Origin of the sequence: Bradyrhizobium lablabi, assembly GCF_001440475.1 — a bacterium.
GTDB lineage: Bacteria > Pseudomonadota > Alphaproteobacteria > Rhizobiales > Xanthobacteraceae > Bradyrhizobium > Bradyrhizobium lablabi.
Map to the genome: position 1 here is coordinate 71536 of NZ_LLYB01000125.1, position 13666 is coordinate 85201.

Consider the following 13666-nt stretch of genomic DNA (forward strand, 5'->3'; position numbering starts at 1 on the left):
TCATTCCGGAGCAGCCCGCTGGGCCGATTCCGGAATCTCGAGGTTCCCGGGGGCGCAAGGGCGCCCCATAGTTCGCTCACGTTCGTGAGCGCCCCGGAATGACGACTGCCGCTTCGAGTCCACCCCATCAAATCGCCGCAAATGTCGCCGCTTCTGCCGTGGACGCACGCGCTCATAAGTGCGTCGAAAGGGGGGTGGCATGGACCGCATTCGTATCGTTGGCGGCAGCAAGCTCAACGGCACCATTTCCATTTCGGGCGCCAAGAACGCCGCCCTGCCGCTGATGATCGCCGCCCTGCTGACCGAGGAAACCCTGATCCTCGACAACGTGCCGCGGCTGGCCGATGTCGCGCAGTTGCAGCGCATCCTCGGGAACCACGGCGTCGACATCATGTCGGCTGGCAAGCGGCCGGGCGACCGCGCCTATCAGGGCCAGACCCTGCACATCTCGGCCGCTGACATCATCGACACCACCGCACCCTATGAGCTGGTGTCGCGGATGCGCGCCAGCTTCTGGGTGATCGCGCCGCTGGTAGCGCGGATGCACGAGGCGAAGGTTTCGCTGCCGGGCGGCTGCGCCATCGGCACGCGCCCGGTCGACCTCCTGATCATGGCGCTGGAAAAGCTCGGCGCCGAACTCACCATCGATGGCGGCTATGTGGTGGCGAAGGCGCCCGGTGGCCTGCGTGGCGCTGAGATCGAGTTCCCCAAGGTGACGGTGAGCGGAACGCATGTGGCGCTGATGGCGGCGACGCTGGCGAAGGGCACGACCATCATCAGCAACGCGGCCTGCGAGCCCGAGATAACCGACGTCGCCGATTGCCTCAACAAGATGGGCGCGCGCATTTTCGGCGCCGGCACGCCGCGGATCGTGGTCGAGGGCGTCGAAAAGCTGCACGGCGCGCGCCATACCGTGCTGCCCGACCGGATCGAGGCCGGCACCTATGCGATGGCGGTTGCCATGACCGGCGGCGACGTGCAGCTTTCCGGCGCGCGTCCCGAACTCTTGCAATCGGCGCTCGATGTGCTGACGCAGGCCGGCGCCCTTATCTCCGTCAACAATGACGGTATCCGGGTCGCGCGCAATGGCGCCGGCATCCGCCCGGTGACGGTCTCGACCGCGCCGTTCCCGGGCTTTCCGACCGATCTGCAGGCGCAATTGATGGCGCTGATGGCCTGCGCCAGCGGTTCCTCGCAGATCACCGAAACCATCTTCGAGAATCGTTTCATGCATGTGCAGGAACTGGCGCGGTTCGGCGCGCGTATATCCCTTGACGGCGAGACCGCGACCATCGACGGCACCGCCAAACTGCGCGGCGCGCCCGTGATGGCCACCGATCTGCGGGCGTCGGTCTCGCTGGTCATCGCAGGCCTTGCCGCCGAAGGCGAAACCATGGTCAACCGGATCTATCATCTGGACCGCGGGTTCGAGCGGCTGGAGGAAAAACTCTCGGCCTGCGGCGCGTCGATCGAGCGCATCAGCGACTAGAGGATTATCGAGGATACCTGGGAATGCCGGCGGACCCGCTCAAACTGATTGCGCTCGACGCCGACGATCTTTCGGTAATCTCCGCCCACGTGCAGGACGCCCGCGTGCTGGCCGCCGACATCGTCTGGCGGCAGGACGAAAAGCGGCTGGTGGTCGGCATGAACCGGCTGGACTGGGAGCAGACGCTGTCAGGCGGAACCGAGCCGCGCCGCTCGATCGCGGCGCTGCGCTTCGACCGCGTGCTGGCATGCAAGTCCCGCAATATCGATCTGGCGCAGCTAGATGCAGTGCTGGAACTGGTCGGCATCGAATTCCACCCGGCCGAGCCCCCGGGCGGCAGCGCGCTTCTCTTGTTTAGCCATGGCGGGGCGCTGCGGCTGGACGTCGAATGCCTGGAATGCGAGCTGACCGACCTCGGCACCGACGATATCGGCACCAGCGACCTCGCCATCGCGCCCTCGGGGCCGGAGGGGTGAAAGCGCCGCGGAAGCTCCGTGGCAACCACTAAACCCTCATGGTGAGGAGGCGCGCAGCGCCGTCTCGAACCACGAGGCCCGGCTGGTGCCATTCATCCTTCGAGACTCCGCGGCTCCTCAGGATGAGGTCTAGCAGTGTCGGGCGGGAAAAGGCGGCATTTTATGGGTGGGCACGCTGCGCTTTGCCGACCCTACGGGCTCTGTTTCCGGGCGACCAAGGGTTGACGGCCCTTGGCCGCCGCGCCATTGAGCATGGACCTTTCGATCTCGCCCAGAAAGCCGCCATGCCCGTTCGCCTGGATACCAGCCGCGCCGATTTCGAGCCGAAATTCAAGGAATTCCTCGCCGCCAAACGCGAGGTATCGGCCGATGTCGAGCGCGCCACCAGGGCCATCGTCGACGACGTGGCCGCCCGCGGCGATGCCGCCCTGATCGAGGCGACGAAAAAATTCGACCGGCTCGAGGTCGACGCCGCCGGCCTGCGCGTGACCGAGGCCGAGATCGACGCCGCCGTGAAGGCCTGCGATCCCGCTACCGTCGATGCGCTGAAATTCGCCCGCGACCGGATCGAGGTTTTCCACCAGAGGCAACTGCCGAAGGATGAGCGCTTCACCGACGCGGCAGGCGTCGAGCTCGGCTGGCGCTGGAGCGCGGTCGATGCGGTTGGCCTCTACGTGCCCGGCGGCACCGCGGCCTATCCGTCCTCGGTGCTGATGAACGCGGTGCCGGCAAGCGTCGCCGGCGTGCCGCGCGTCGTCATGGTGGTGCCCTCGCCGGACGGCAAGCTCAACCCGCTGGTGCTGGCGGCCGCCCATCTCGGGGGCGTCGCCGAGATCTACCGCGTCGGCGGTGCGCAGGCGGTGGCGGCGCTGGCCTACGGCACCGCGACGATCGCGCCGGTCGCCAAAATCGTCGGGCCGGGGAATGCCTATGTCGCCGCCGCCAAGCGGCTGGTGTTCGGCAAGGTCGGCATCGACATGATCGCCGGCCCCTCGGAAGTGCTGGTCATCGCTGATGACACCGGCAATGCCGGCTGGATCGCCGCCGACCTGTTGGCGCAGGCCGAGCATGACGCCAGCGCGCAGTCGATCCTGATCACCGACAGTGCGGCGCTGGCGGCCGAGGTCGAACGCGCGGTGGAATCCCAGCTCGCGACGTTGCCCCGCGCCGACATCGCGCGGGCCTCGTGGAACGATTTCGGCGCCATCATCATGGTGAAAAAGCTCGACGAGGCGGTCGAGCTCGCGAATGCCATCGCCGCCGAGCACCTCGAAATCATGACCGCGGATGCGGAGGCCTTGTCGGCAAAGGTCCGCAACGCCGGCGCGATCTTCCTCGGGCCTCATACGCCGGAGGCGATCGGCGATTATGTCGGCGGCTCCAACCACGTCCTGCCCACCGCGCGTTCGGCGCGGTTTTCGTCCGGGCTCGGCGTGCTAGACTTCATGAAGCGCACCTCGATTCTCAAATGCGGGCCGGACCAGTTGCGCGCGCTGGGGCCCGCCGCGATGACCTTGGGCAAGGCCGAGGGTCTGGACGCCCATTCACGCTCGGTCGGATTGCGCCTCAATTTGCCATGAACAAGCCGCCACCAGACGATGACCAGCACAACCGCATCGTCGCGGTGACGCTCGACGAGGAATCGATCGGCCGATCCGGTCCCGATATCGAGCACGAGCGCGCGATCGCGATCTACGATCTGATCGAGCAGAATTTGTTCGCGCCTGATGGCGCGGGGCAGGGGCCGTTCACGCTGCACATCGCGATCACCGGCAACCGCTTGATGTTCGATATCCGCCACGAGAACGGCACGCCCGTGGTGGCGCATTTGCTGTCGCTGACGCCGTTCCGCCGGATCGTGAAGGACTATTTCATGATCTGCGACAGCTATTACCAGGCGATCCGGACAGCGACCCCCGACAAGATCGAGGCGATCGACATGGGCCGCCGCGGCATCCATGACGAAGGCTCGCGCACGCTGCAGGAGCGGCTGAAGGGCAAGGTAAGAATCGATTTCGAAACTTCCCGGCGCCTGTTCACGCTGATCTGCGTGCTGCACTGGAAGGGGCAGGACGCATGATGTCGCGCAGCCGTTTCGGCGAAAGGGTTTCGTCCCGAACGAGAGAAGCCTGACCGCATGGATGCGCCCCGCGCGCGCAACCCGCAGGCCGTGCTGTTCGCATGCGGGCTGAACAGCGTGCGTTCGCCGATGGCGGAAAGCCTGCTCAGGCAGATGCTCCCGCAGGCGCTCTACGTGAAATCCGCCGGCGCCAGGAAGGGCGAGCTCGATCCGTTCGCGGTCGCCGTGATGGCCGAACTGGGCCAGGATATTTCCGGCCACAAGCCGATGACGTTCGAGGAGCTCGAGGATTGGGAAGGGCTCAATTTCGACCTCATCATCACGCTGTCGCCGGAGGCGCACCACAAGGCGCTGGAACTGACCCGCACCATGGCCGCCGATGTCGAATACTGGCCGACGCCGGACCCGACTGGCACCGAAGGCAGCCGCGAGCAGAAGCTCGCCGCCTATCGCGAGGTCTGCGACGGCCTGTTGATGCGCATCCGCCGGAGATTCGCGAAGGTGGGGGCAGCGAGCGGGTGACGCACAATGCCAGCCGGCGCTTCCCGGACGCAGCGCAGTGTCACTGGTCCAGATGATGAGCCCTGTCTTCACCCTCCCCTGGAGGGGGAGGGTCGGCTCGCATGCGCGTAGCGAAATGCGAGACGGGGTGGGGTGATCTCTCCGCACGGATACTGTTGGATGCGGAGAGACCGTCACCCCGCCCCGCCGCTCATTTCATGAGCGTCGACCCTCCCCCTCCAGGGGAGGGTAGGAAGCAACGCCAGGCAGAAACGAAAGTACCCTCAACCACTTGCCTCCCGGTTGTGGAATGGAGTGCCTTCCGATAGTTTCCGCGCGCGCGTTCCCACCCGAATCCTTATTTCCGACAAAACCCAGCATGCTTGGCCGTCCCAAACTCGTTCTTGCTTCCGGTTCGCCGCGGCGGCTCAGCCTGCTCAACCAGGCCGGTATCGAGCCCGACGCGCTGCGCCCGGCCGATGTCGACGAAACGCCGAAGCGGGGCGAACTGCCGCGCGCCTGCGCCAATCGCCTGGCGCGAGCAAAAGCCGATGCGGCGCTGAAATCCGTCCAGCTCGACGACGAGCTGCGCGGCTCGTTCATTCTTGCTGCCGATACGGTGGTCGCGGTCGGCCGCCGCATCCTGCCCAAGGCCAATCTGGTCGATGAGGCCGCGCAGTGCCTGCGGATGCTCTCGGGGCGCAATCACCGCGTCTACACCGCGATCTGCCTGGTGACGCCGAAGGAGGCGTTCCGCCAGCGCCTGATCGAGACCAAGGTGCGCTTCAAGCGCCTCAGCGAGGACGACATCCAGGCCTATATCGGCTCCGGCGAATGGCGCGGCAAAGCCGGCGGCTATGCCGTGCAGGGCATCGCCGGTTCCTTCGTGGTCAAGATGGTCGGCTCCTACACCAACGTGGTTGGCCTGCCGCTCTACGAATCGGTCACGCTGATGGGCGGGGAGGGCTTTCCGATCCGGTTCGGCTGGCTCAATGCCAGCTAAGCGGCCCCAAGCCGCCGGCAGGCCTAAAGCCGCCGGCAGGCCTAAAGCCGCCGGCAGGCCTGAAGAGGCCGGCGGGGACAAGCCGCCGCCCAAGCCTTGCCCGGTCTGCGGCAAACCGGCGGAGCCCGCCACGCTCCCCTTCTGTTCCAAACGCTGCCGCGACGTCGATTTGAACCGCTGGCTCTCCGGCACCTACATCATCCCCGGCCGCCCCACCGACCCCGAAGACGCCGAATAGCCGTGTTTCCTCAAATATTTGGGGATGAGTTGGAAGGCGGGCCTGCCGCGCCGAGGCCGCAGGCGAAGGCGGGTGGACAGGCGCTTCCGACCTCTCTATAAACCGCCCGCTCGGTTCGGCCTTCTGTGGCCTTCGGGTATGCCCAGGTAGCTCAGTTGGTAGAGCATGCGACTGAAAATCGCAGTGTCGGTGGTTCGATCCCGCCCCTGGGCACCATTTCTGCTCGGATATGCGAACTCTGGGCCTGGGCTGTCCTCCGGTCGAACGCTCACTCCTTAAAGAGACCCGCGAGAATTTCGCCAGCCATATTGAAGGCGGCCACGCCGCGGAACAACGCGGCGATACCGGCGCTTGCATGCAGTTCTTCCAGCGTCGCACCGGCCTTGATCGCAGCTTTGGCATGATTGGCCGCGGCTTCGGAGGTCTGCACCAACAGAATCGCGAAGGCCATCAGTTGCACGGTCTTCTGATCCAGCGCGTCCGGCGTCAGCGCCGCAATTCGCCAATCCTCCAGCGCTGTAACCAAATCCGGATCGACGCGCATGCCAAGTTCGAGTCGCTTCGCGATTTTGGGCGGCGTGAAGCCGATCATGGATTCGTAGCGCGACTTCAGTTCGTCCAGTGACGCTGGCTTCTTCGTCATGCGCTTCTCTTCCTTGTTTCAGCGACGGTGCGAGGGTTTCACTCGACCTTGGCGCCGGAGGTTTTCACCACCTCGCCCCATTTGTCGACCTCGGTGCGCAGGAAAGCGCCGAATGCATCGCCAGACAACGTGCCGGGCTCGGCGCCGACTTCGGCCAGTCGCTTCACCATGTCCGGCTCGCTCATCACCTTGCTCACGGCTTCAATCAGCGCTTTCGTGACGTCCGGCGGTATCTTGGCGGGCGCAACGAGGCCAAACCACGACGACGCCTCGAAATTCGGAACACCCGCTTCGACCATGGTCGGGAGTTCGGGAAAAAGCGGCGAGCGCGCTGCGCCTGCGACGGCAAGCGCGCGGATCTTGCCACCTTGCACCTGCGGACGAACGGCCGGCATGTTGTCGAACATCATCGGCATCTCTCCGGCGATCAGATCGTTCATCGCAGGCGCCGCGCCGCGATACGGGATATGAACGATATCGATGCCGGCCCGCGCTTTCAGCAATTCGCCGGCAAGATGATTGGTCGAACCAAGACCCGACGATCCGAAATTGAGCTTGCCGGGCGACGCCTTGGCCAGCGCGATCAGTTCGGACACCGTCGCCGCCTTCACACCCGGATTCACCGCCAGCACAATCGGAACCGATGCAATCAAGGCGACCGGGGTGAAATCCTGTTCCGGATTGAACGATAGCTTGGAATACAGCGATTGATTGACCACCAATGGCCCCGGGGCTGTCAGCAGCAGCGTGTAGCCATCGGCGGGTGAACGTGCCACCGCCTCGGCGCCGATATTGCCGCCGCCGCCGCCGCGATTGTCGATAACTACGGACTGCCCCCAAAGTTGAGACAGTCGGGTCCCCAACAGGCGCGCCACCACGTCATTTGATCCACCTGCCGGGAACGGAACCACGATCTTGACGCCGCGCTCGGGGAATTCGGCGTGCGCCGCCTGTCCGATCAACGATCCCATGACGAGGGCCGATAGCACGGAAATGAGGTGCCGCATTCGTTTCTCCAGATAATCGATTTTTCTGTTTTCCTCGATTTTAGGTTGACAGCAATCGGTGCGGTCGTCAAATCGGCTGCCATATGCTGTCCCATCACAGTTAGCGACAGGTCACCGAGCAGCCATGAGCGCGTATCAATCCGTCACGCTGAAACCCTGCCCTGGCCCCGACCGCCACCCGAAACGTCCGGTCTTTGCAATGCCGCCGGGCGCCTGCGACACGCACGTTCATGTCTTTGGGCCGCAGACCGAATTTTCCTTCAGCGAACTACGCAGCTACACGCCCGAGGACTGCACCTACGAAGACCTGATGCAGCTCCATGCAGCGCTGGGGATCGATCGCGCCATCATCGTTCACGGCGGCGCGCATGGCACCGATAATCGGGCTACACTCGCGGCCCTCGACCGGAATCCCAGGAAGCTTCGTGGAGTCGCCGTGATCCCGTCCGGACTGCCACGGCCTGAATTGGAGGACATGAATAGGCGCGGCATGCGCGGCTGTCGCATGTCAACGGTGGTTAGCGGCGGCGCTTCTTTCGCGCATCTGCGCGGACTGGCTGAGGAGACCTTCGATCTGGGCTGGCATCTCGTGTTGCACTTCGATGCGGCAACCGAACTGGTAGATGTGGCGCCGCAGCTGCTGCAAATTCGAAGCCCGTTTGTGCTGGATCACATGGCGCGGATCAGCGCTGCCGAAGGCGTCGACTCAGAGCCATTCCGAACGCTACTGCGGCTGCTCGATACCGACCGTTGCTGGATCAAGCTTGCCAGCCTTTATCGCCTGTCGTCAGAGCCCTATCCCCATCGTGACATGCTGCCGATGATCCGAAAGGTCGTCGAATTGCGTCCGGACCGCATCCTGTGGGGCAGCGACTGGCCGCATCCGATCTGTCCCGTGCCGATGCCGAATGACGGGGATCTGGTCGACCTGATTCCGCTGTGGCGGCCGGACAGCCGCACACAGCAACTTGCCTTGGTGGATAACCCAGCTTTGCTTTACGGCTTCGAGCCGGTACCCTGAGCACACCATGAGCGACGCACGCACCTCCGCCGTTCCGGCAACCGTCACCCTCTCCACGACGCTGGTCGCCCGCCTGCGGGATGCGATCATGCGCGGCGAATTGCTGCCGGGGAGCAAGCTCAACCTGGACCGGCTGCGCACGGCCTTCGGCGTCAGTCTCAGTCCGCTGCGTGAAGCGCTCTGTCGTCTGGAAAATGACGGCCTGGTCGCCCTGATCGACCAGCGTGGCTACCGGGTCACGCCAGTGTCTGCGAGCAATCTCACCGAAATCATCCGGCTTCGCATCGAACTCGAGGGCCTGGCGATCAAGGAGGCGATCGAACACGGTGACGTCGCCTGGGAAGGCCGTATCCTGGCGGCGCTGCATCAGCTGAGCCGCTGCAAGCGTGGCGCGCGATCGGCGGCGGAACAGGAGGCATGGGAGACCGCGCATCGTGCCTTCCACGCCGAGCTGATTTCCGCGTGCCAGATGCCGCTGCTGCGCCAGTTCTGTGCCACCCTGCACGATCAGAGCGATCGCTATCGCCGCATTTTTCTCAAGAAGCATGCGCCGGACCGCAACGTACCCGCCGAGCATACAGCGCTCGCGCATGCGGTGATCGAGCGCCGCACGCGCGACGCCACGCGGATATTGCGTGAGCATATCGAACGCACGGGGCGCAACATTCAAGCGGCGCTACTGCTCAGCGCGAAGTAGCAATGGCAACGTGGAACACCAAGCCCGTCCGATGACCGGGTCTGCTTCGCAGCCATAATGGCGCGCCATTTCCTTTCGACGCTACCTACTTTTTAATCAGTTGCCGCACGCGCAGGAAGCCGCCGAGGGCTATTTGCGCGTTTTCACTTCTGCTCTTGCGCACGCATCTCTTCCGCGAATGGTCGCAGGGATTGCGACATGTCGTCGAGACGCTTTTGCCATTCTGCGCCCGGCATGAAGGCAAGAACGGCTGCGTCGCCGGGCGAACTCTTGATGTATTCGGGATCGCGCAGGCCTTCCGCAATTGCAGCTTCAAGCTTTTTGGCGACCTCGTCCGAAACGGCCTTTGGTACGGCGAAGCCGCGTTCCGCTGTCATCGTAACCGGGATGCCTGCTTCCTCTGCTGTCGGAACGTCGGGGAGTGACGGAGAACGGCTCTTCGACAGAATCGCGATCGCGCGCAGTTGTCCCTTGTTGGTGCCGTGCAGCTCGGGAACCTCGCTGAGGCTGACCATTCCAACCTGCAGATGGCCGCCCAAAAGATCAGTCCTTTGCGCGGCCGTTCCGCGATAGGAGATTTCGTTGGGCTCCACCTTGGCAGCGTTCGCCAACATGCGGACCGCCAAATGACCATTCGTCCCCGCACCATTGTGACCGAATGTTACTGAACCCGGCTTGCTGCGCAGCGCAGACAGAACGTCCGCAAGACCTGTAAACTTGCTTTCTGCGGGCACCACGATAACGCTCGGATCGTCAACCACACGCGCCACCAGACGGATCTCATCCATGCTGTACTGGGTCTTTCGCGTCATCGGGATGAAGTTATAGCCGGGCACATTGACCACGCCGATCGCGTAGGCATCCGGCGCGGCGCGAGCGATTGCAGCAAACGCGATCTCTCCGCCGGCGCCGGGCTTGTTCAGCACGACAAACTTGGTCTTTCCGCCCAATCTCTGCTCGACGAACGGCAATAGTTTGCGCGCCATGACGTCGGTTCCGCCACCGGGCGCAAAACCAATGACGACTTCGATTGGCTTGTCGTCTGGCCATCCCGCCCAGGCTGATCCGCAAGCTGCTACCCCGACGGCTGCTGCAACCAGTGCGACGACCTTGCCACGCATGACATTCCACCCTTTTTCTTGTTGTTAGCCGGTCGCCTCGCCGCCTGTGCAGCGCGACCGACGATTTACGCGCATCGCCTTGTAACTGCTCGGCTCGGCGAAGAACAGCCGGGGCAACAGCACGCATAGCCGCATGCGCCAAAAGGGCACGCGTTCGCGCGACCCGTTGGCTCATGCGGGCGGCTTGCTGTAACAAGGGTGGGCAACTCCATCGCGCGAGGTTTTCCCATGCTGCCAATCCCCGCCGACATCTTCACCGAGCCGGACGACGTGTCTCCGGACGCCCTGGCCAATCTCGGTCCGCTCCGCCATCTCGCGGGTGTGTGGCAGGCCGACAAGGGCGTCGATATCAATCCCAAGGCCGAAGGCCCGGAGCGGCGGGTGTTTCGCGAGCATATCCGGATGGACCCGATCGATCCGCAGACCAATGGTCCGCAACTGTTTTATGGGTTGCGCTATCACATCCATATCAACACATCAGAGGAAGACATCACGTTTCACGATCAAGTCGGCTACTGGCTTTGGGAACCCGCAACCGGCCTGATCCTGCAAAGCGTGACGATCCCGCGCGGCCAGGTCCTGCTCGCATCGGGGCAGGCAAAGCCGGATGACATGAAGATTTCCGTCACGGCGAAGCGCGGCGACACGCGCTACGGAATTTGCTCAACCGAATTCCTGGACGAAGCTTTCCGCACCGACGCCTACCGCTGCGGCATCACCTTCAACGCCGACGGAAGCTGGACCTATCTGATTGAAACCGAGCTGCTGGTGAAAGGGCAAGACCGCCCTTTCAATCATCACGACACCAACACTTTGAAACGCATCGAAGCACCGAAGTTAAATCCGCTCGCCGCTATCCTGAAAAGCCGTGAAGGGCAGACATAGCAAGCTTAGCTCGCATATCGCTTCGCTCATGCGGGCAACTTGTCGGCAAGAAAATTATGGTTCGGTCGCGACGAAATTTGGGTCGCCGTTCCGCTCCACAAGGTCGGACCAAAATGGGATACGCTTGGTCGGTTGGTCCCAGGGACGATGGGTGTACCCAAGAAACTCTCGCTCAAAATAGTCCGTCAAATTGGCTCCGTAGCAAATCACGTCGGCCTGATAGACGGAGAATACGGGGTTGCCTTGCTCGCGGGGNNTTCTTCCGGCAGATATCGGTGCCCAATCAATGGTATCAACTTCGGCGCACGCNGAGACGATTGATTGCAAAATCTCCTTGCGGGCATTTGCGCTGGTTGGCCTCGTTCCCCACTCGGGCCACCACAGGTGATTCTGTTCAACGTCGAACAGAAGTCCTTCAAGCGGCCAAGCCAGTGCTCGCGTTATGTCAGCATCGTTCGTCCAATCGTGTCCATTTGCCGGACGTTTCTCCCTTAACAAGGCAATCAAGTCCGGCGGAAACTCCAAACCAAATCGACGTTGGGCGCTATCAAGCTCAGCCTGTGTGTAGCCCTCAAGCCATTGCACCGAAATCATCGCTCTTCACGCCGCTCGTAGTGCTGGCTTGTACATGATGCAATCAAAACCCGGATGAGCGAGGCAACATTCGGGTTTTGCTTGATGCCGATCCCGCATATCGCTTCGCTCATGCGGGCTACTTGCTGGCACGCCATCGCGTTCAATAATAACGCTGCCGCCGCAGGTTCGCGTTGATCACGCATTTGATGAGCTGACGGTCGCAGCGCAAACATCTGCTCGGGCGGCCGTTCCAGTCGTCGCCCACCGCTCCTATCTTGTCGGGACACCTGCCGAAGCAATTCGCGGCCCTGTCTTCACAGCGCCATTCCTGCGCTGGTGCCGGTGAGTTGAGGAGCACGCCTGTGCTTAAGAGGATGATCGCGAAAAGAAGCTGCCGTGTCATGTTCGAACCTCCCGGGAAGGGTGCATTTTTCGAAATGAAGCGGATACCAGCATGCGCTCGCCGCGCGATGGACGCAAGGAACGCTATTTGGAAGTAACCCTATTTGACCGTCGCGTTCACGGTAATGACCGACGTGCCGGAGGCCGTCGGCCCCTGTCCCGTCGCCTTGATGGCAAACGTATCGCTTCCCTTGTACCTCTTCTTGGCCTTGTATTCGTAAGTCGTCGGGTCGAGCTTTTTCAGCTTGCCGTATTTCGGCTTTTGCAGAATGTCAGAACTGCTCACCGTGCCGCGCATCGGGATCGGAAACTGGCAACTCGTCCCCGGTGCGAGGCTGATGTCGCCGGTTGAATTCTCGCCCCAATCCACCAGCCCGATCAGTTTTGGACAGTCGGGGGCGGCAAGCGCCGGTGATACCGACAAGGAGCTTGCCGCTCCAGCAATAAGCGCGAAAGCAGCGACTTGAGACAACCTCATGGCAGGCTTCCTCGTTTTCGTGCCAACACCGTTCGAACCTTTATCGTCGCCGACGCGGCTTGGGTTTTGGCGGGTCCATTCCGGTGATGGCCCGATACCACGCATCGTCTGATTGCTGCAGCGCCTTGGCTGCGGCGAGATCCGATTGTCCCTGATAGAACCGACTGAGGCCGAGATAGCAATCGGTGCGCGCCGGTCCGCGCGGTATCGCCTCGCAGTTCACCTGTGCATTCGCTGGGCCAGCAAAGCTCACCAGCAATAGTGCGACAACACTCGCGCTCCAACGTGTCATGGCCGACTCGCCATTAGCTGCACGACGCATTTGATTGGCGATATACAACTCCCAAAGGGCTGTTCTAGCAAGTGTGGCCCGGATGAGCGAAAGCGATATCCGGGTTGGTGCCGCATATCGCGTTGCTATGGGGCTACTACTTGCTGACCCCTGTCAATTGTCCGTACGTGAAATCGGACGCCGGCTAAAACGGAGGTTCACATGAAGGCATTCGTGGTTGCGGCCGAGACCGTCAAGGATGACGCTGTGTTCGCAGCTTATAGAAAAGAAGTCCCCGCGACGCTGGCGGCGTTTGGCGGGCGGTTCGTCGCGCGTGGTGGCGGACTCACGATACTCGAAGGTGAGTGGCCCCATTCACGGCTCGTCATTATCGAATTCCCCTCGCGGGCCGCTGCGGAAGGTTGGTACAACTCCGACGAATATCGAAAGATCATAGGACTTCGGCATGACAGTTCGATTGGTAATTTGATCATCGTTGACGGCCACATAGATTGACGCAAGCGTCGCCCGGAGGAACGTAAGTGATATCCGGGTGTTGGTCCCGATCCCGCATATCGCTCCGCTAAGGCGGGCTACGCGCTGCCGCTGATTTGCCCTTCAGCGCAAGCGCGGATTGCCGCTTGCAAGGTGCGACCAATTGGCACGACGGGCAAATCAGTAAAACATGTCCAGCCCCGCGCTCAAAAATATTCCGCTTCACGCGTGACCCAAATCAGCGCCATAACTCCGCGCGTCTCATCCACCCAAGGGGCGTTGG

17 protein-coding genes, 1 tRNA gene and 1 pseudogene are annotated in these 13666 nt (G+C 62.7%); 12 read left to right on the plus strand and 7 right to left on the minus strand.

Annotation, left to right across the window (positions count from 1 at the left end):
• Positions 1–199 precede the first annotated feature (199 nt).
• The 8 genes from murA to CQ14_RS35805 all read left to right on the plus strand — a co-directional run bounded on the left by murA (position 200) and on the right by CQ14_RS35805 (position 6003).
• Positions 200–1489 (plus strand): UDP-N-acetylglucosamine 1-carboxyvinyltransferase, encoded by a 1290-nt coding sequence (gene murA, locus CQ14_RS35775; RefSeq protein ID WP_057862446.1) that lies wholly within the window; start codon positions 200–202, stop codon positions 1487–1489.
• A gap of 23 nt (positions 1490–1512) precedes the next feature.
• Positions 1513–1965, plus strand: a complete 453-nt coding sequence (locus CQ14_RS35780) for a DUF2948 family protein (RefSeq protein WP_057862447.1) — start codon at positions 1513–1515, stop codon at positions 1963–1965.
• A gap of 284 nt (positions 1966–2249) precedes the next feature.
• Positions 2250–3545 (plus strand): histidinol dehydrogenase, encoded by a 1296-nt coding sequence (gene hisD, locus CQ14_RS35785; protein WP_057862601.1) that lies wholly within the window; start codon positions 2250–2252, stop codon positions 3543–3545.
• Entirely contained in the window at positions 3542–4045 is a 504-nt protein-coding gene (locus CQ14_RS35790) for a UPF0262 family protein (protein ID WP_057862448.1), read from the plus strand. The genes hisD and CQ14_RS35790 overlap by 4 nt, the downstream gene beginning before the upstream one ends.
• Positions 4046–4102: 57 nt before the next feature.
• Positions 4103–4567, plus strand: coding sequence for an arsenate-mycothiol transferase ArsC (locus CQ14_RS35795; RefSeq protein ID WP_057862449.1), 465 nt, complete (start codon positions 4103–4105; stop codon positions 4565–4567).
• Positions 4568–4925: 358 nt separating this feature from the next.
• Positions 4926–5549 carry a Maf-like protein gene (locus CQ14_RS35800; RefSeq protein ID WP_057862450.1) on the plus strand — a complete coding sequence of 208 codons (624 nt, stop codon included), beginning with the start codon at positions 4926–4928 and terminating at the stop codon, positions 5547–5549.
• Complete coding sequence (yacG, locus tag CQ14_RS48485) at positions 5539–5787, plus strand: DNA gyrase inhibitor YacG (RefSeq protein WP_082650169.1); 249 nt, start codon at positions 5539–5541, stop codon at positions 5785–5787. Before CQ14_RS35800 ends, yacG begins: the two co-directional genes overlap by 11 nt.
• 140 nt (positions 5788–5927) lie before the next feature.
• A tRNA-Phe gene (locus CQ14_RS35805) sits at positions 5928–6003 on the plus strand.
• Between the two features lie 52 nt (positions 6004–6055).
• Here the strand turns inward: CQ14_RS35805 and CQ14_RS35810 are convergent.
• Together CQ14_RS35810 and CQ14_RS35815 are read right to left on the minus strand one after the other, a co-directional pair.
• Positions 6056–6379, minus strand: a complete 324-nt coding sequence (locus CQ14_RS35810; RefSeq protein WP_199805701.1) for a carboxymuconolactone decarboxylase family protein — start codon at positions 6377–6379, stop codon at positions 6056–6058.
• 89 nt (positions 6380–6468) lie between these two features.
• A complete protein-coding gene (locus CQ14_RS35815) occupies positions 6469–7437 on the minus strand; it encodes a Bug family tripartite tricarboxylate transporter substrate binding protein (protein WP_057862452.1) in 969 nt (322 codons plus the stop codon).
• Positions 7438–7561: 124 nt separating this feature from the next.
• On the opposite strand from CQ14_RS35815, the gene CQ14_RS35820 reads away from it, so the two are divergent.
• Together CQ14_RS35820 and CQ14_RS35825 are read left to right on the plus strand one after the other, a co-directional pair.
• Positions 7562–8458: an amidohydrolase family protein gene (locus CQ14_RS35820; RefSeq protein ID WP_082650170.1), complete on the plus strand. Its 897-nt coding sequence runs from the start codon at positions 7562–7564 to the stop codon at positions 8456–8458.
• 7 nt (positions 8459–8465) lie between these two features.
• A complete protein-coding gene (locus CQ14_RS35825; RefSeq protein ID WP_057862454.1) occupies positions 8466–9155 on the plus strand; it encodes a GntR family transcriptional regulator in 690 nt (229 codons plus the stop codon).
• Positions 9156–9298: 143 nt separating this feature from the next.
• On the opposite strand, the gene CQ14_RS35830 is transcribed toward CQ14_RS35825, so the two are convergent.
• Entirely contained in the window at positions 9299–10105 is an 807-nt protein-coding gene (locus CQ14_RS35830) for a tripartite tricarboxylate transporter substrate binding protein (protein ID WP_199805702.1), read from the minus strand.
• A 399-nt stretch (positions 10106–10504) separates the two neighbouring features.
• Between CQ14_RS35830 and CQ14_RS35835 the strand changes: the two genes are divergently transcribed.
• Positions 10505–11161, plus strand: coding sequence for an FABP family protein (locus tag CQ14_RS35835; protein ID WP_057862456.1), 657 nt, complete (start codon positions 10505–10507; stop codon positions 11159–11161).
• Between the two features lie 54 nt (positions 11162–11215).
• Here CQ14_RS35835 and CQ14_RS45390 read toward each other — a convergent pair.
• From CQ14_RS45390 to CQ14_RS35850, 4 genes and pseudogenes are all read right to left on the minus strand, one after another.
• Positions 11216–11416: pseudogene (locus CQ14_RS45390) on the minus strand (hypothetical protein); the annotation flags it as partial.
• Positions 11417–11897: 481 nt separating this feature from the next.
• Complete coding sequence (locus CQ14_RS44210) at positions 11898–12140, minus strand: hypothetical protein (protein WP_156435792.1); 243 nt, start codon at positions 12138–12140, stop codon at positions 11898–11900.
• Between the two features lie 99 nt (positions 12141–12239).
• The gene (locus CQ14_RS35845; RefSeq protein ID WP_245320779.1) at positions 12240–12563 is read right to left on the minus strand and encodes a hypothetical protein; all 324 of its coding nucleotides are present in this window, start codon (positions 12561–12563) and stop codon (positions 12240–12242) included.
• 94 nt (positions 12564–12657) lie between these two features.
• Positions 12658–12909 (minus strand): hypothetical protein, encoded by a 252-nt coding sequence (locus CQ14_RS35850; protein WP_156435793.1) that lies wholly within the window; start codon positions 12907–12909, stop codon positions 12658–12660.
• 201 nt (positions 12910–13110) lie between these two features.
• Here CQ14_RS35850 and CQ14_RS35855 point away from each other — a divergent pair, with 201 nt between their 5' ends.
• Positions 13111–13404 (plus strand): DUF1330 domain-containing protein, encoded by a 294-nt coding sequence (locus CQ14_RS35855; protein ID WP_057862459.1) that lies wholly within the window; start codon positions 13111–13113, stop codon positions 13402–13404.
• Positions 13405–13666: the final 262 nt, after the last annotated feature.